Origin of the sequence: Stenotrophomonas sp. TWI1149 (genome assembly GCF_039673155.1) — a bacterium.
Taxonomy (GTDB): domain Bacteria; phylum Pseudomonadota; class Gammaproteobacteria; order Xanthomonadales; family Xanthomonadaceae; genus Stenotrophomonas; species Stenotrophomonas maltophilia_AA.
The window spans coordinates 396,994-414,700 of sequence record NZ_JBDJLB010000001.1; the positions used below are offsets into that span (position 1 = coordinate 396,994).

A 17,707-nucleotide genomic window follows, 5' to 3' on the forward strand; every position below is an offset into this window, starting at 1 on the left:
CGGCAGTGTTTCGGAGTTCCCCATGTCCCAAGAAACCACCACGCCGCTGCTGTTCGCAGACCTCGGCCTGTCCGACGCCGTCATGCAGGCGGTCGCCACCGTCGGCTATGAAACCCCCTCGCCGATCCAGGCCGCCACCATTCCCGCCATGCTGGAAGGTCGCGACGTGCTGGGCCAGGCCCAGACCGGTACCGGCAAGACCGCCGCGTTCGCGCTGCCGGTGCTGTCCAACCTCGATTTCAACCAGACCAAGCCGCAGGTGCTGGTGCTGGCGCCGACCCGCGAGCTGGCCATCCAGGTCGCCGAGGCCTTCCAGACCTATTCGTCGGGCATCCCCGGCTTCCGCGTGCTGCCGGTCTACGGCGGCCAGCCCTACGGCCAGCAGCTGTCGGCCCTGCGCCGTGGCGTGCACGTCATCGTCGGCACCCCGGGCCGCGTGATCGATCACCTCGAGCGCGGCACCTTGGACCTGTCCGAGCTGAAGACGCTGGTGCTTGACGAAGCCGATGAAATGCTGCGCATGGGCTTCATCGACGACGTCGAAGCCGTGCTGAAGAAGCTGCCGGAGACCCGCCAGGTCGCCCTGTTCTCGGCCACCATGCCGTCGCAGATCCGCCGCATCGCGCAGACCTACCTGAAGAACCCGGCCGAAGTCACCATCGTCAGCAAGACGACGACCTCGGCCAACATCCGCCAACGTTACTGGTGGGTGAGCGGCATGCACAAGCTGGACGCGCTGACCCGCATCCTGGAAGTGGAACCGTTCGACGCGATGATCATCTTCTCGCGCACCAAGGCCGCCACCGAAGAGCTGGCCGAAAAGCTGCAGGCCCGTGGCCTGGCCGCGGCCGCGATCAACGGCGACATGCAGCAGGCCCAGCGCGAGCGCACCATCGGCATGCTGAAGGAAGGCAAGCTGGACATCCTGGTCGCCACCGACGTGGCCGCCCGCGGCCTGGACGTGGAGCGCATCAGCCACGTGCTGAACTACGACATCCCGTACGACACCGAAAGCTACGTCCACCGCATCGGCCGTACCGGTCGTGCCGGCCGCACCGGTGACGCGATCCTGTTCGCCACCCCGCGCGAAAAGGGCATGCTGCGTGCGATCGAGCGCGCTACCCGCCAGCCGATCGAAGAAATGCAGCTGCCGAGCGTGGACGCGGTCAACGACACCCGCATCACCAAGTTCATGAGCCGCATCAGCGATGTGCTCGATGCCGGCGGCACCGAGTTCTACCGCGACCTGCTGCAGCGCCTGGAAGGCGAGAAGAACGTGCCGGCGATCGAGATCGCCGCCGCGCTGGCCAAGCTGCTGCAGGGCGATTCGCCGTTCCTGCTGACCCCGCCGGTCCGTGGTGCGCGTGAAGAGCGTGCCCCGCACCAGCGCAACGAGCGCAGCAACGACCGTGGCGAACGCCCGGCCCGTTTCGAGCCGCGCTTCGAGCGTGGCCCGCGCCGTGAAGACGACCGCGGCCCGCGTCCGCCGCGTCCGGAAGGCGACTTCGGCAACAGCGAGGGTGGTTTCGAGCGCGCCCCGCGCCGTGACATCGCCCCGCGCGGTGCCGCCGAGGCGGGCATGGAAACCTTCCGTATCGAAGTCGGCCACGTCCACGGCGTGAAGCCGGGCAACATCGTCGGCGCGATCGCCAACGAAGCCGGCCTGGAAAGCCGTTTCATCGGCCGCATCGACATCCATGACGACTTCTCGGTGCTGGACCTGCCGGCCGAAATGCCGCAGGACCTGCTGACCCACCTGAAGAAGGTGTGGGTCTCGGGCCAGCAGCTTCAGATGCGCAAGGTCGAGCCGGGTGAAGACCTGACCCCGTCGGCGCGTCCGCCGTTCAAGCCGAAGTTCGGCCAGGGCAAGCCGCGTGGTCCGGGTGGCCCGCGCAGTGGCCCGGGTGGCAACGACCGCCCGCCGCGTCGCGACGGCTTCAAGCCGCGCGGTCCGCGCAACTTCTGATCGCCCCCGGGTGATCGCCTCGACGCCAGCCTCCGGGCTGGCGTCGTCGTTTCCGGGGTCCGCATCCCCGCCGTGCCGGTTTCGCACGGTCTCAACAGTGCTGGCCCTAGCCTGCGGATTGGACCATGCTCCAATGGAATGAGTTTCCACATCCGCAGCCCCGGGGGGATCGGCGATGTCTGGAGGTCGCAGGGAGAGTGTCGGCACCGCGATACCGTATTCGACGCGGGGCTTGACCCTGCGCTTCGTCTTGCTGACCGGCATGGCGATCGGGCTGGTTGGCATCTCCGCGCTGATCCAGGAGCTGCAGGCGGCCTCCACGGCGTGGATCATGGGCCAGAGCCATTGGTCGCGTGGCCAGCAGCAGGCGACCCATGCGCTGTCGCGGTACATCACCTCCGGCGATCCCGCCGACCTGGCCGCGACGCGGCAGGCACTGCGGGTGCCGCTGGGCGATCTGCATGCCCGCCGCGCCCTCGAACAGGCCCAACCGGACATTGCCGCGGCACGCCAGGGCTTCATCGAAGGCGGCAACGCCCGCGGTGACATCAACCGCCTGATCCTCTCCTACCGCTACCTGCGTGATCAGGCGTATTTCCGCGATGCGGTCCGCGTGTGGCGCGGGACCGATGACGATCTGCTGCAACTGGCCGCCATCACCGACCGGGTCCAGGCCGGGCATGCCGCCGGCAGCCTGACCCCGGCGGTGGAGCAGGCCCTGCTGCGCCGGGTGCAGGCGCTGGACGTGGGCATGCAGAACCAGGCGCGTGCATTCTCCAGTGCATTGCTGCACACCGCGGCGATGGTGCGGATGACGACCTTCATCGTGGGCGGATTGTCGGTGCTGGCGATCACCCTGATCGCAGTGCTGCTGGCGCGACGCGTGCGCAACGACCTGACCGAGCAGGAGAGCCGCTTCCGAGCGGCCTTCTACCAGGCCACGGTGGGCATGCTCAAACTCGACGAGGGCGGCCGCATCGTCGAGGCCAACCAGACGATGGCCGATATCCTCGACCATCGCCGCGAGGCGCTGCTCGGGCTGTCGTTGGCCGACCTGCTGGTGGAGGGCGAGCTGATCCTGGACGCGCACGGGCGGATCGACTGGCCACGCCAGCTGCGCCCGGGCGAGCTGCGTTTCCTGCGTTCCGACGGCAGCCTGATGTGGGGGCGCTGGAGCGGGACCGTGGTACACACCCGGGCGCGGGCACCGACCGTGTTCGCGCTGGTCGAGGACGTGTCGCAGAACCATGCGCTGGCGCGCGAGGTGGAACACCATGCCAGCCACGATCCCCTGACCGGCCTGATCAACCGCCGCGAAATCGAGCGGCTGCTGGACCAGGCGCTGGCGGCGGTGCGTGCCGAAGGCGGTACCCACGCGCTGTGCTACATCGACCTGGACTACTTCAAGCTGGTCAACGACGGGCTCGGTCATGCCGCCGGCGATCAGCTCCTGCGCAGCTTCGCCGACTACCTGGTGGGAGCGGTGCGCGACGGCGACTGGGTCGGCCGCTTGGGCGGCGACGAATTCGCCCTGTTCCTGGCCAACGCCAGCCAGGACGAAGCCAAGCAGGTGCTGCAGCGGGTGATCCGCACGCTCGGCCAGGTCAGCTTCCAGCATGGGGACGGCGCGCCCAAGGTGAGCTGCAGCATCGGCGTCGTTGAAGTGACCGCCGAGGCACCGGACGTGAACTGGTTGATGAGCGCGGCCGACAGTGCCTGCTACGCGGCCAAGGAAGCCGGCCGCAACCGCGTGCACTGTTACAACGAGAGCCGCATGGCGCTGGACGAGCGCCGCCACGAAGCGGAACGGCTGGCCAATGTCTCCAGCGCGATCGCCGAGAACCGCATGCTGCTGTATGCCCAGCGTATCGAGCGGGTCGGCGACCCGGAGTTCCTGCATTACGAAGTGCTGGTACGCATGCGCAGCCCGGAAGGGGCGTTGCAGGGGCCGGCCGAGTTCATGGGCGCGGTGGAACGTTACGGCATGGCCATGGCGCTGGACCGGCACGTGCTGTCGCTGCTGTTCCGGCATCTGCAGGTGTGCCCGAACCATGTGCAGCAGCTGGGCCTGTGCAACGTCAACGTGTCGGCGCAGTCGATCGCCGAGCCGAGCTTCCTGGCGTTCGTCACCGACCTGCTCGAGCGCAACCGCGGCCTGGCCCGCAAGCTCTGCTTTGAGATCACCGAGACCGCAGCGGTCAGCAACCTGGCCCAGGCGCGCGCCTTCATCGATGCGGTGAAAGCGCGTGGCTGCCGCATGGCCCTGGATGATTTCGGCTCCGGGCTTTCTTCGTTCGGCTATCTGCGCCAGCTGCCGGCGGACATGCTCAAGATCGACGGCGTATTCGTGCGCGACATGAACGTGGATCCGGTCAACCGTGCCGCCGTCCGGGCGATCACCGAGGTCGGCCGCGAGCTGCACATGATGGTGGTCGCCGAATGGGTGGAATCGGCGGTGGTGGCCGACCAGTTGGCCCAGATGGGCGTGGAAGGCCTGCAGGGGTATGCGATCGAACGGCCGATTCCGCTGGAAAGGATGACGCAGCTGGCGATACGGCCGGTGCGGGCAGGGCGCTCGTCCGACGCCTGGCGGGGCATGCCATGATGCGATAATCGCCACCGGCGGCAGCGGACAGGGTGTCCGCGGGCGATCACGGGCGGGCAGGGCGCAGGTGTGAGCAACGGGGGCGGGTATTCAATCGGGTGGGCGGCGCTGATCATGGTGCTGCTGTGGCTGTTGCCATGGAGCCTGCAGGCGGCCCCGCGCGTGGGCCAGGATTTCCTGTTGCTCGGCGGGGCGACCGATGAAGTGACGCCGCAGCGTGCCTGCACGCCGGATGTACTGGCGCGCCACCAGGAAGTGCTCTCGATCCCCGCGCCCGCCGCCGGCTGGTCGGGCAAGCCGCAGGCCGTGGATGTGTTCGGGGTGCTGACCGGCGAAGTGCGCATCAGCCACGGCGACCGCGAGATCTGCGGCAGCATGCACGATGCCCGCACGCGCGATTCGCGCTTCCGCGCCGGGGTCGGGTTGGTGGTGGTGCCCGAGGGCGGCGATCACGAGCCGATCGTGGTCTCCTGGACCCGCCCGCTCAAGGCCCGCTGGGTGCCGACCATCCAGCTCGGCGCGCCCAGTCCGGTCCAGCAGAACGACACCGCCCGCCTGCTGGTGCGCGCGGCCTGCATCGCGGTCGCGATCGCCCTGGCGCTGTCGGCGCTGATGGGCTGGGCCACCACCCGCGATCAATCCTTCCTGGTCTATGTCGGTGCCTGTGCCGTGTTCGTGCTGTGGCAGGCCGTGCTCGGCGGTCTGAGCGGCTATCCCGAGCCCTGGCTGCCGGTGCAGGACCGTGCCTCCTGGTGGCTGGTCGCCCTCACGGCGTTCAGCGAGGCGCTGCTGCTGCCGATCCTGTGGCGGCTCAGTGGCGGCGACCGGCGCTGGCCGCGTTCGCGTCCGGCGCAGCATCTCGTGCTGTGGGGGTTGGTCGCGATCGGGCTGAGCGTACCGCTGTGGGGGCTGGAGGGGCTGGGCGCGGTGGCGTTCGTGCTGGAGTGGAGCTTCCTGGCGGTCTGCACGCTGTGCCTCGGCGCGGGCCTGTGGGGCGTGTGGCGGCGCGATGCGCACGCACTCCCGGGCCTGGCCGCACTGGCCCCGTGGTGGATCATGATCGGGGCCGATGTGCTGGATGCGCGCTGGCTGGTGGCCTACCGGATCGAAGCGCTGCAGCTGGCGGCCACCTGGTTCCTGATGATGGCCGCCTATGCGCTCAACCTGCGGCTCGGGCGCCTGCGTCGCCAGCGCGATGAAATGCGCCAGCTGGCGGACACCGACATGCTGACCGGGCTGCCCAATCGCCGCGCCGGCCTGCGCCTGCTGGCCGAGTACCTGGCGCGTGCGCATCAGCAGCCGCATGCGTTGGCGATCGGCTTCCTCGACATCGATCTGTTCAAGGACATCAACGACCAGTTCGGCCACGACGTGGGCGACCAGGTCCTGGTCGCGGTGGCGCGCGCGCTGCGCGGGTCGGTGCGCAACCACGACGACGTGATCCGGATGGGCGGGGAAGAATTCCTGGTGCTGCTGCCCGGGGCCGGGCATGCGGCAGCCGTGGCGCGGCTGGAGACGGTGCGCCAGCAGGTGGCGGCGGTCACCCAGGCGCTCGGCATCCCCGGCCTGACGGTCTCGGCCAGCATCGGCCTGGCGGTGCTCAGGCCCGGCAGCGATGACCTGGCCGGGCTGCTGCGCCGGGCCGACCACGCCATGTACTGCGCCAAGCGCAACGGCCGCAACCAGATCCATGATGGCGCGCGCACCACGACGGCCGGCGAGCCGGTACCGGCCTGAACCGCCCGCGCGCGGAAAAACGCAGCGGCGGCCGCCTTTTGCCCGATAATGGGCCGATGACAACCCGACTCAACAAGCATATTGCCGACACCGGCTTCTGTTCCCGGCGCGAAGCCGACCGCCTGATCGGCGAGCGCCGCGTCACCGTCAACGGCCATCCGGCCGGCACCGGTGCGGTGGTGGGCGAACAGGACGTGGTGCTGGTCGACGGCCAGCCGCTGCGCGCGCGCGAAGCGAAGAAGGCCGGTGGCCGCAAGCACGTCTACATCGCGCTGAACAAGCCGGTGGGCATCACCTGCACCACCGAGAGCTCGGTGAAGGGCAACATCGTGGAGTTCGTCGGCCACGAACAGCGCATCTTCCCGATCGGCCGCCTGGACAAGGATTCGGAAGGCCTGATCCTGCTCACCAGCAACGGCAACATCGTCAACCAGATCCTGCGCGCCGAGAACGGCCACCAGAAGGAATACATGGTCGCGGTCAACAAGGCCGTCACCGATGAGTTCCTGCGCGGCATGGCCCGTGGCGTGCGCATCCGTGATGAAGTGACGCTGCCGTGCCGGACCAGCAAACTGGCCAAGTTCGGCTTCCGGATCACCCTGCAGCAGGGCCTGAACCGGCAGATCCGCCTGATGGCCGCCGCGTTCGGCTTCCGCGTCACCCAGCTGCGCCGCGTGCGCATCGACAACATCAAGCTCGGCGCGCTCAAGCCGGGCCAGTGGCGCAACCTCACCGATGCCGAGCTCAAGGGCCTGCTGCCCAAACAGCTGGACTGGTGATGCCGGGCGTCACGTGTTGACGCCACCCGGGCTAGACTGCGCAGGCACACGCTACCGCCTGCCACGATGATCAAGCCGTCCAAACCGGACAACGAAGCGCAGCGCCTGTTGGCGCTGCAGCGGTACCAGATCCTGGACACGCCCCGCGAGCGCTCCTTCGACGATCTGGTCACGATCGCCACCGCGCTGTGCGGCACCCGCATGGGCGCGGTGACCCTGGTCGACCAGGACCGCCAGTGGTTCAAGTCGCGTCAGCTGCTCGAGGCGGCTGAAACGCACCGGGACATTTCCTTCTGTGGCCACGCCATCCTGCAGCCGGACCAGGTGATGGTGGTCGAGGACGCCCTTGCCGATCCGCGTTTCTTCGACAATCCGGTGGTGGTCGACGAACCGCATGTACGGTTCTATGCCGGCGCCCCCCTGCTGAGCAGCGAAGGGCTGCCGCTGGGCACGCTGTGCGTGTTCGATGCCCGCCCGGGGCACCTCAGCGTGGGCCAGCGCGAGGCCTTGTCGGCATTGTCGCGGCAGGTCTCGCTGGTGATGGAGCTGCGCCGCTACGCCCATGAGATCCAGCAGCACATGACCGACCGCGCCTGGTACGAGCAGCGCCTGGCCGAATACAACGAGCTGCTGGAACAGCAGAACGCCGACCTGGCCGAGCAGAGCCGGACCGATCCACTCACCGGCCTGCCCAACCGCCGCGCGATGAGCGCCGCGCTGGAAGCGGCCGTGGTCGATGCCGATGGCCAACCGCGTGCGACCGCGGTGGCGCTGCTCGACATCGATCACTTCAAGACCGTCAACGATCTCTACGGCCACGCCACCGGCGACCATGTCCTGGCGGAACTGGCGCGGCTGCTGCGCGCGCATTTCGCCGGGCACGGCCTGGCCGCGCGGTACGGTGGCGAAGAGTTCGTGGTGCTGATGCCGGATACCCCGCTGGCCACGGCCGAACTGCAGTGCGACTTCCTGCGCATGGCGGTGGCCGATCTGCCGTTGGGCCTGCCGCTGACCATCAGCATCGGGGTGGCCGCGCACCGCCATGGCGACGCGATCGAGCAGACCCTGGCCCGCGCCGACGCGGCGCTGTACCGGGCCAAAGGCGACGGCCGCAACCGGGTCATCCGCGCCGACTGAGGGGCCTTCGCCTCACTCGGCGATGTTGCGCGCCTCGGAGGTCGCCAGGATTTCCGGGTGCTGGACCTTCCTGCGGCGGTTGAGCAGCGGGTGCAGGAACACCGCCCCGACGATGATCGCCACGCCCGCATAGAACAGCGGCGTCAACTCGCGCTGCTCGCTGAGCAGCACCATCGCCAGCAGGATCGCGTAGACCGGTTCGAGATTGGTCACCAGCTGCGAGGTATAGGCGCTGATATGGCGCAGCGCCACCAGCGCGAGCGCGAACGGCAGCAGCGTGCACAGCCCCGCCAGGGCCAGCAGCAGCAGGCCGTCGTGCAGGTCCGGGATCACCCACAACGGGCTGGCCAGGGCCGGCAGCAGGAACGGCAGCGCCGGCGCCAGCAGGGTCAGGGTGAGGGTACCCGCACCGAGTTCCAGCGCGGTCACGGTCAGCGGGTCGGCGTGGCTGACCAAGCGCTTGTTGAACGAGCCGAAGATCGCCACCAGCAGCGCCGACAACGCGCCGATGAGCACGCCCAGGCGCATGCCGTCCGGCACGCCACCGACCACCAGCGCGACGCCCGGCAGCACCAGGAGGCCGAAGGCCAGCTCGCGGAACTGGAAGGGCCGTTTGGCCACCCAGGGTTCGATCACCGCGGTGAACACCGGCGCCAGCGCGATGCAGGTGGCCGCCACCGAGGCATTGGCCAGCTTCACCGCGCCGTAGAAGGTCAGCCAGTGCAGGGCGACCAGGGCGCCCACGCCGCAGTAGCCGGCCACCAGACGCGGCGACAGCTGGCGCAGACCGCGCCACACGCGTGGCACCAGCGCCAGCATCGCCACCACCAGCAGCATGCGCCACCACACCAGCGGCAGGGCGGGCAGGGTGATCAGCTTGCCGAGGATGGCAGTGACGCCCCACAGCAGCACACAGAAATGGATTTGCAGCAGGGCTCTGCGGGTATCGGTCATCGGCATCCGCATATTGTGCGGCAAGCCGCGCCGCGAAGGATGCCTTCCACGCGATCCTCTGCATGGCCGTGGCATCCTGCGGCGATGACACGCCTCCGCACCGATCCCGTCCGTGCCGCACCGACCCCCGCGCTGCGCGCCTGGGCCGGCCTGACCGCGGTCATTGCCGTGGCCTCCCTGCTGCTGCAGTACCACCTGCTGCTGCGCACGCCCGGCCTGGGCGCGGCGGACGCGACGCTGCGTTACCTGGGCTACTTCACCATCCTCAGCAACATCGGGGTGGCGGCGGTCTGCCTGGCGCTGGCCCGCGGCCGTGGCGACGGCCTGGCCGGCCCCGTCCCGCGCGCGGCGGTGGCGTTGTTCATCGGCATCACCGGGTTGATCTACGTGATCATCCTGCGCCCGTTGTGGCACCCGCAGGGCGCGCAATGGTGGGCAGACGCGGGACTGCATTACGCGGTGCCGGCGCTGTACCTGCTGGGCTGGCTGAGCGGGACGCACGGTGGCCTGCACCGGCGCGGGCTGCTCGGCGCGCTGGCGTTTCCGACGGTCTATCTCGGCTGGGCGCTGCTGGTCGGCCGGGTCAGTGGCCAGTACCCGTACCCCTTCCTCGACCTGGGCACGCTGGGCCTCGTGCTGGTCCTGCGCAACGTGCTGGCCGTGGCGGTGGTGTTCGTCGTGTGCGGCGGGCTGCTGTGGTGGCTGGATGGCGCGCTGGCGCAACGCCGCCGGCGCGGATAAGCGCGTCAGCCGCCGCCGAGCTGCTGCAGCTGGTCGCGCAGGGCCATCGCCGCGCCGGGATTGCGCTGCTTGGCCGCCCCGATGAACAGCACATAGACCTCGCGCGGCGGCGAGGCAGGCACCTCGGCGCCGAGATGGGGCAGGTCCGGATTGTCCTCGCCCCGGGCCCAACGCATCGCACGCAGGCACCACTGCTCCATCGCACGTGCCGGGTAGCCGGCACGCAGGTTGGCGCGCGAGCCCATCAACCGCGCATAGAGGAAGTCCGCCGTGGGGTCGGCGAAGCTGGGATGCTCGTCCGAGCCACTGAACACCAGCGCGGCGCCATGCGCACGGGCGGCGGTCAGCAGCCCGGGCGTCCACGCCGCGGGATTGCGCACCTCCAGTGCGTGCTGCAGGCGGTGGCCATCGACCTTGCGCGGCAGCATCGCCAGAAAGCGATCGAACTCGGCCGCACCGGCCGGATGGCTGTCGCCGAACTGCCAGATCAACGGGCCAAGCCGGTCTTCCAGCGCTGCGATGCCATCGATGAAACGCTCGGCACGTTCGCCGACCGTGGTGAGGTCATGGGTCTGGGTGATCGTGCGCGGCGCCTTGGCCGAGAAGCGGAAACCTTCGGGCGTCTGTTCGCGCCACTGCGCATAGATGGCCGGCTTCTGCGCGCGGTAGAACGTGCTGTTGATCTCGATGCAGCCCAGCTGTTGGCTGGCGTAGGCCAGTTCCTCGCGCTGCGGCAGCCCGGCGGGATAGAACGTACCGCCGCGCCACGCCGGGAACACCCAGCCGCCGATGCCGGTGCGGATGGCGCCGGGCGGTGTGCTCATGCGCCGCCCGCGGGGTCGGCCCACGGATCGTAGTTGCCGAACCACCACAGATAGCCTTCCAGATCCCGGCAGGCGTAACCGCGACCGCCGTAAGGCTGGTCGGCGATCTCGATCACGATCCGCGCACCAGCGGCGATGGCACGCGCGTGGTGCGCGTCCGGGTCGGCGACGATGACGCAGGCCGTCTGCGTCTGGCGGCCGTCGACCTCATCGGGGTGGACGCTGTAACGGCCCCATTCGCTGGCGTTGTCCACCGAGCCCAGCATGATCATGCCGTGGCCGTACACGAGTTGGGCGTGGTGGACGGTATCGCCATCGGCGTACACCGCGTGTTTCTGGAAGCCGAACGCCTGCTGCAGCCAGGCAATCGCGGCGTGGGCATCGCGGTAGCGCAGGCAGGGAATGATGGTGGCGGTGGTCGCGGCGGGCGCGGTCATGACGGGCCTCCTTCTGGCACAGGCGAGCCTGATCCGGGCCGCGTTACCATCGTGCGAAACCGGGGCATCGCGACCCTCGACGCCCCCGCCACACGCAACCGGAGACACTGCTTGAACACATCCTGGATCGGAGGCGCCGTGCTGCTCGCATGCGCACCCTTGGCATCGGCCGCCGTGCCGGCCGAACTGCAGCGGCTGGACGCCACCATCGAACGCGCTCGCACCGAGTTCGACATTCCCGGCATTGCCGTGGCGGTGGTCAAGGATGGCAAGGTGGTGATGGAACGCGGCTACGGCGTGCGCGAACTGGGCAAGCCGGACCCGGTCCAGGCCGATACGCTGTTCGCGATCGCCTCCAACACCAAGGCGTTCACCGCCACCTCGCTGAACCTGCTGGCCGAGCAGGGCAAGCTGAAGATGGACGACCGGGTGATCGATCATCTGCCCGGCTTCCGCATGTCCGATCCGTACGTCACCGGCGAGATGCGCATCCGCGATCTGCTTTCGCACCGCAGTGGCCTGAGCCTGGGGGCGGGCGACCTGCTGTTCTGGCCGACCACCTCCTACAGCAACAAAGAGGTGGTGCAGCGTCTGGGCAAGGTGCCGCTGAAGGCGGGTTTCCGTGATCGCTATGCCTACGACAACATTCTCTACGCGGTCGCCCAGCAGGTGATCGAGCAGGTGTCCGGGCAGACCTATGCGGACTTCCTGCAGCAGCACATCTTCACGCCGGTCGGGATGCGCGGCACCCGCTACAACGCCGACCATCTGCAGCCCGGCGACAACGCCGCGGTGGGACACGCCAAGTTCGATTTCAGCCAGCTGCGCACCGTCGCGCCGCTGACCTGGTCCAACAATGCCGGCGCCGGCGGCATCTATTCCAACGTCCACGATATGGCGCGCTGGATGAACGTGCAGCTGGCCCACGGCACGCTGGAGAACGGGCAGCCGTTGTTCACCGCCAAGACCCAGCAGGCGATGTGGCAGATGATCACGCCGCAGGTCGTGCCCGAGCCGAGCGTGCCGCAGCTGGCCGCGGCGCGGCCGAACTTCGCCGGCTATGGCGAAGGCTGGAGCCTCAGCGACTACCGCGGCCAGAAGCTGGTCTGGCATACCGGCGGCTGGCCGGGGATGGTGTCGCGCGTGACCCTGGTGCCGGAGCACAAGCTGGGCATCGTGGTGCTCACCAACCAGGAAGTCGGCGCGGCCTTCAACGCCATCACGATGGAAGCGCTGGACGCTTACCTGCAGGCCCCGGCTACCGACTGGGTCGCCGCCTATGCCGCTGCCGTTGCCAAGTCACAGGAGAAAGCAGACGAAGGCTGGGCCAGGCACCAGGCCGCGCGCGATGCGAAATCCAGGCCGTCGCTGCCGCTGTCGCGCTATGCCGGTGGTTACCGCGATGCGTGGTACGGCGATGTGTTCGTCGAACAGCAGGGCGGCAAGCTGCGCCTGCGCTTCGGCAAGACCGCGCAGTTGATCGGTACGCTGGAGCATTGGCAGCACGATACCTTCCTGGTGCGCTGGGATGATCGTTCGCTCAATGCCGACGCCTTCGTGAATTTCAGCCTCGATCCGGACGGCAAGGTCCGCGAGGTGCGCATGCAGGCGGTGTCCTCGCTCACCGATTTCAGTTTCGATTTCCAGGACCTGCTGCTGATGCCGATCGCCGTGGAGGCCAAGGGCTGAACCCCGTCGCCAGCCTGTGATGGGGGTGAGAGTAAAAGGGCAGGCCGCGGTGGGATAATCGCGGCCTGTTTTGTTTTTGGTGCACTGCGATGTTCCGCTGGTTCGAATCGATTATTCCGGTCTTCCCGCCGATCGACGCGCGCATGCCACCCCGCAAGGTGGTGCCGTTCTATATCCATTACCTGCGCCCGGTCTGGCCGGTGCTGCTGGCCACGTTGATCGCCGGCCTGCTGCTGGCACTGGTCGAAGTGGCGATGTTCGATTTCCTGGGCCGCATCGTGGACATGGTCGCCGAACAGCCCGGCAGTGATTTCTTTGCACGGCATGCCAACACGCTGATGTGGATGGCTGGCATCACGCTGATCGCACGGCCGCTGCTGGTATCGCTGCACAGCCTGCTGGTCAACCAGGCGATCGTGCCGGGCTTGAGCAACCGTTCGCGCTGGCTGATGCACAACTACGTGGTGCGGCAGAGCCTGAGCTTCTTCCAGAACGACTTCGCCGGCAGCATGGCCAACCGGGTGATGCAGACCGGCACCTCGCTGCGCGAGTCGGCGGTGCAGATGGTCGATTCGGTCTGGTACATCCTGGTCTACACCGGCACCGCGCTGTACCTGTTCGCACAGGCCGACTGGCGGCTGATGATCCCGCTGGCGCTGTGGATGGGCAGCTACGTGGTGATCATGTGGTACTTCGTGCCGCGCGCCAAGGAGCGGGCCTGGCTTGCCTCGGAGGCGCGTTCCAAGGCGATGGGCCGCATCGTGGATGGCTACACCAACGTGCCCACGCTGAAGCTGTTTGCCCATGGCGGGCGCGAGCAGGCCTACGTGGCCGAAGCGATCGGGGAACTGGCGACCAAGCACCGCGGCCAGACCCGTGTCACCACCGGGCTGGAAGTGACCATCGCCGTCGTCAACGGTTTCCTGATCGTGGGCACGTGCGCGCTGGCGCTGTGGCTGTGGAACGGTGGGCACATCACGGTGGGCGCGATCACCCTGGCCACCGGCCTGGTGATCCGCATCCACAACATGTCCGGCTGGATCATGTGGACGATCAACGGCATCTTCGAGGATATCGGTACGGTGCAGGACGGCATCACCACCATCTCGCAGCCGCTGACCGTGCAGGACCGTGCCGATGCCGTGCCTTTGCTGGTCAGCCAGGGCGCCGTGCATTTCGATCACATCCATTTCCATTACGGCAAGAGCGGCGGGGTGATCGCCGGACTCGATCTGAACGTGAAAGCGGGCGAGAAGATCGGCCTGGTCGGTCCCTCGGGTGCCGGCAAGTCGACCCTGGTCAACGTGCTGCTGCGCCTGTACGACCTGGAAAGCGGGCAGATCCGCATCGACGGCCAGGACATCGCAGGGGTTACCCAGGAGAGCCTGCGCCGGCAGATCGGCGTGGTCACCCAGGACACCTCGCTGCTGCACCGTTCGATCCGCGACAACCTGCTCTATGGGCGCCCCGATGCGACCGAGGACCAGCTGCATGCGGCGGTGGCCAAGGCGCGTGCCTCGGCTTTCATCGACACGCTGGTGGACGGGGAAGGGCGTCGTGGCTATGACGCGCACGTCGGCGAGCGCGGGGTGAAGCTCTCCGGTGGCCAGCGCCAGCGCATCGCGATCGCGCGGGTGCTGCTCAAGGATGCGCCGATCCTGGTCCTGGACGAAGCCACCTCGGCGCTGGATTCGGAAGTGGAAGCGGCGATCCAGGACAACCTGGACGAACTGATGACCGGCAAGACGGTGATCGCGATCGCGCACCGGCTGTCCACCATCGCGCGCATGGACCGGCTGGTGGTGATGGACCAGGGCCGCATCGTGGAGACCGGCACGCACGCCGAGCTGATCGCGGCGGGCGGGTTGTATGCACGCTTGTGGGCGCGGCAGACCGGTGGATTCGTGGCCGCCGACGCGTAGATCCACGCCCTGGGTGGATGCATCTGGTTCCGTGACAAAAAAAACGGCCCGGGGTCCCCGGGCCGTCTGCAGGCTCATCCACGCATGGCGTGGATTTACTCGATCGGCTGGTCCAGCATCAGCTGGCGCGCGAAGCGCACCGGCGGAGCGCCGTAGGACAGCATCTGGTCGTGGTAGGCCTTCAGGTTGAACTTCGCCCCCTGCTTGTCCTGCACGGCCTTGCGCGTGTCGAAGTGTTCCTGCGCGCCGACGAAGTAGGTCGGCAGCTGCGCGGAGGTCAGCTGTGCACGCACCCACTTGCCCGAGGCTTCGCTTTCCTGCTGGAAGGCGTCATGGGTCATCAGGTGCATCGCCTGCTCACGCGTCCAGTTGTCCACGTGCACGCCCTGGTCCAGGATCGCGTTGGAGATGGTGCGCAGGTAGAACTTCAGCTGCACCAGGTGGAACAGCGGATCGTTGTCCAGGTAACCCTGCTCCTGCATCATCCGCTCGGTGTAGACCGCCCAGCCTTCGGCGAACAGGCCCGAACGCAGCACCGCGCGCAGCGTCGACGGGAACTTGCCCGAGTGCCAGCCTTCCAGGTAATGGCCCGGCGTGCCTTCGTGGATGCTCAGCAGGTGGATCATGCGGCTGTTGTATTCGCGCAGGAACGAATCGACCTGCTTGTCGGTCCAGTCGTCCGGAATCGGCGAGACTGCGTAGAAGGTCTTCAGGTTCTTGTCGAGCGGGCCCGGCGAATCGCAGTAGGCCACGGCCACGCCACGCTGGAATTCCGGCATCAGGATGATGTCGACCGGGGAATCGGGCAGCGTCATCAGGTCGTGCTTGTGCACGAATTCGGTGGACTGCTCCAGCGCGGCCTTGGCGTCTTCAACGACCTTGTCGCGGGCCGGCTTGTCGGCATACGCCAGCTCCAGCGCGGCTTCGATCGCGGCCTGCTGCTGCTCGTCGCTCGGGTTGGCCGGCAGCGCCGGGGCGCCCGGCTTGTCCTTGAGCACGGTCTGCGCGATGCCGTACATGTCCTGGCGTACGCGCTTGAGCTCGGCACGCGCGCGCTCGCCGATCTCGGCGCGCGAGAGCGAGGAGTTCAGGGCGAACTTCAGCTTCTGGTCGTACAGGTCGGCGCCGATGCGGAAGTCACCCTTGGCGTTCGGCACCAGGGTCTTGTCCAGCCAGGTCTGCTGTTCGTCGACGGCCTTCTTCAGGCCGTCGATCGCGGCCTGCAGACGCTTCTGGTCCTCGGCCGGCAGTTCACCGATGTGCGGGGTGATGAAGGTATCGACGATGCTGAGGATGCCGCGGTTCTGCTTGGCCACGGTCTCGGCATGGATCTTCGGCACGCGGGCCGGGTCCAGGTTCTCGCGGGCCTGGGCAAAGATCTGCGGCAGCTTCTCCATGCGCGCGGTCGCCGACTTCAGGCGGTCGGGCAGCGGCGCGAACTCACGCGCCATCAGGCCGTACAGCGCGCTGCCGGCCATGCCGTTGTACATCTGCGGATCCCACTTGGGCGACTGCAGCACTTCCGCGGTCCAGACTTCGGACTGCAGCTGGTTGCGCAGGATCGCCGCATCCACCTGGTTTTCGCGCGAGAGCTTGCTGACATCGATCTTGTCCAGGTCGCCCAGCAGCGCCTTGTACACGGTCAGCACCTTCTGCTGGCCGGCGGCGCTGAGGTCGTCGATCTCGCTGTCGTAGCGGTGGTCGCCGATCTGCGTGGCGCTGATCGGGGACAGCTGCATCCAGGTGTCCAGGGCGCGCTTGGACAGGTCGGCGAAGGCCGCATCGACCGCGGCATCGCCGGCCGGGGTGGCCGCTTCGGTGCCGGTGGCGGGCGTCGGGGAGTCGGCCTGCTGGCAGCCACCAAGGGCGGCGATCAGGGCGAGGGCAAGCAGATGCTGGCGCATCGGTGTTCCTGTACTGGGGACAATCCCCGAGCATAGGGCCGATGGCCCCCTTTGTCCCCGTGCCATTGGATTACCATGCGCTGTGAAATTCACCGCCGTTGATGGAGCTGCACTGTGACTGGATGGAGAGGAGGGGCCCGCGCCGGGCTGGCAGGGATGCTGCTGTTGGGCCTGGTGGCCTGTGGCCGCAGCGGGCCGAACTACGCCGCCGATGCGGCTGCCGGGGCCGTCGCGTCGCCGGAAGGCGCGTTCCTGGCCTACGAACACGACATCCGCATCCAGCTCGATGCGCAGCGCATCAGCGCGCGGGTCAAGGCGGTCTCCGAGGCCTGCCAGAGCAATCGCTTCGGTGACTGCGCCGTCCTGCAGGTGGGCGAGGAGGGCGGTGAAACCCGGTCCGGCTCGATCCGCGTGCGCATCGCGCCGAAGGGCGTGGAACCGATCATCGCCCTGGCCGGTGAAGGCGGCGATGTGGCTTCGCGCAACACGCATGCCGAAGATCTGGCCCAGCAGGTGGCCGATACCGCGCTGACCCAGGCGCGGTTGCAGAAGGAACACGCGCAGCTGCAGGCGTATCAGCAGCGCAGCGACATGAAGGTGGCCGACCTGCTGGCGGTCTCGCAGCGCATGGCGGAGATCGAGGCGGGGCTGGAGCAGGCCAACAAGGACGCGGCACAGCAACGCCGGCGGATCGATACCCAGCTGGTGACGATGAACTTCGAAGGCCCGGCCGGGCAGCGCAGCCGCAATGAGATCGGCAAGGCGTTCAGCGAGTTCGGGGCGATCTTCACCACCAGCATCGCCTTCGTGATCCGCGCGGTGGCGGCCCTGCTGCCGGTCAGCGTGGTGGTGTGGGCGGTCAGTGCGGTGGTCGTGGCGCTGTGGCGTCGCCGCAAGCGTCGCAAGGCCGCAGCGGCCGCGGGCTGATGAAACGGGTCGTGGGGGGGGGGGGCACGCGGGCCGCGCCAAGAACAAAAAAACATTCGAAAGAAGAAGAAAAAGAAAGAAAAAA

Annotated in this window: 13 protein-coding genes; 9 read left to right on the plus strand and 4 right to left on the minus strand. The window is 68.1% G+C overall.

What is annotated here, in order from left to right; genetic code table 11:
* The first annotated feature begins 22 nt into the window (after window positions 1-22).
* From ABE424_RS02010 to ABE424_RS02030, 5 genes are all read left to right on the plus strand, one after another.
* Window positions 23-1,966, plus strand: a complete 1,944-nt coding sequence (locus tag ABE424_RS02010) for a DEAD/DEAH box helicase (protein WP_346492737.1) — start codon at window positions 23-25, stop codon at window positions 1,964-1,966.
* Between the two features lie 175 nt (window positions 1,967-2,141).
* Window positions 2,142-4,571: an EAL domain-containing protein gene (locus ABE424_RS02015; RefSeq protein ID WP_346492738.1), complete on the plus strand. Its 2,430-nt coding sequence runs from the start codon at window positions 2,142-2,144 to the stop codon at window positions 4,569-4,571.
* Between the two features lie 114 nt (window positions 4,572-4,685).
* Window positions 4,686-6,308 (plus strand): diguanylate cyclase, encoded by a 1,623-nt coding sequence (locus tag ABE424_RS02020; RefSeq protein WP_346492739.1) that lies wholly within the window; start codon window positions 4,686-4,688, stop codon window positions 6,306-6,308.
* A 56-nt stretch (window positions 6,309-6,364) separates the two neighbouring features.
* Window positions 6,365-7,087: a pseudouridine synthase gene (locus ABE424_RS02025; RefSeq protein ID WP_019184431.1), complete on the plus strand. Its 723-nt coding sequence runs from the start codon at window positions 6,365-6,367 to the stop codon at window positions 7,085-7,087.
* A gap of 66 nt (window positions 7,088-7,153) precedes the next feature.
* A complete protein-coding gene (locus ABE424_RS02030) occupies window positions 7,154-8,224 on the plus strand; it encodes a sensor domain-containing diguanylate cyclase (RefSeq protein WP_346492740.1) in 1,071 nt (356 codons plus the stop codon).
* 12 nt (window positions 8,225-8,236) lie between these two features.
* Here the strand turns inward: ABE424_RS02030 and ABE424_RS02035 are convergent, their stop codons facing one another.
* Window positions 8,237-9,184 carry a DMT family transporter gene (locus tag ABE424_RS02035; protein WP_179459402.1) on the minus strand — a complete coding sequence of 316 codons (948 nt, stop codon included), beginning with the start codon at window positions 9,182-9,184 and terminating at the stop codon, window positions 8,237-8,239.
* Between the two features lie 78 nt (window positions 9,185-9,262).
* On the opposite strand from ABE424_RS02035, the gene ABE424_RS02040 reads away from it, so the two are divergent.
* Complete coding sequence (locus ABE424_RS02040) at window positions 9,263-9,919, plus strand: Pr6Pr family membrane protein (protein ID WP_346492741.1); 657 nt, start codon at window positions 9,263-9,265, stop codon at window positions 9,917-9,919.
* A 5-nt stretch (window positions 9,920-9,924) separates the two neighbouring features.
* Here the strand turns inward: ABE424_RS02040 and ABE424_RS02045 are convergent, their stop codons facing one another.
* Window positions 9,925-10,743 (minus strand): DUF72 domain-containing protein, encoded by an 819-nt coding sequence (locus ABE424_RS02045; RefSeq protein WP_346492742.1) that lies wholly within the window; start codon window positions 10,741-10,743, stop codon window positions 9,925-9,927.
* Window positions 10,740-11,180, minus strand: a complete 441-nt coding sequence (locus tag ABE424_RS02050) for a VOC family protein (protein WP_346492743.1) — start codon at window positions 11,178-11,180, stop codon at window positions 10,740-10,742. The genes ABE424_RS02045 and ABE424_RS02050 overlap by 4 nt, the downstream gene beginning before the upstream one ends.
* 111 nt (window positions 11,181-11,291) lie before the next feature.
* Here ABE424_RS02050 and ABE424_RS02055 point away from each other — a divergent pair, with 111 nt between their 5' ends.
* Both ABE424_RS02055 and smrA read left to right on the plus strand, forming a co-directional pair.
* Window positions 11,292-12,869: a serine hydrolase gene (locus tag ABE424_RS02055; RefSeq protein ID WP_346492744.1), complete on the plus strand. Its 1,578-nt coding sequence runs from the start codon at window positions 11,292-11,294 to the stop codon at window positions 12,867-12,869.
* A gap of 89 nt (window positions 12,870-12,958) precedes the next feature.
* Window positions 12,959-14,791 (plus strand): multidrug efflux ABC transporter SmrA, encoded by a 1,833-nt coding sequence (gene smrA / locus ABE424_RS02060; protein ID WP_346492745.1) that lies wholly within the window; start codon window positions 12,959-12,961, stop codon window positions 14,789-14,791.
* Between the two features lie 95 nt (window positions 14,792-14,886).
* On the opposite strand, the gene ABE424_RS02065 is transcribed toward smrA, so the two are convergent.
* Entirely contained in the window at window positions 14,887-16,695 is a 1,809-nt protein-coding gene (locus ABE424_RS02065) for a DUF885 domain-containing protein (protein WP_346492746.1), read from the minus strand.
* 156 nt (window positions 16,696-16,851) lie between these two features.
* On the opposite strand from ABE424_RS02065, the gene ABE424_RS02070 reads away from it, so the two are divergent.
* On the plus strand, window positions 16,852-17,622 hold the full coding sequence (locus ABE424_RS02070; protein ID WP_346492747.1) for a DUF4349 domain-containing protein: 771 nt from the start codon (window positions 16,852-16,854) through the stop codon (window positions 17,620-17,622).
* Window positions 17,623-17,707: the final 85 nt, after the last annotated feature.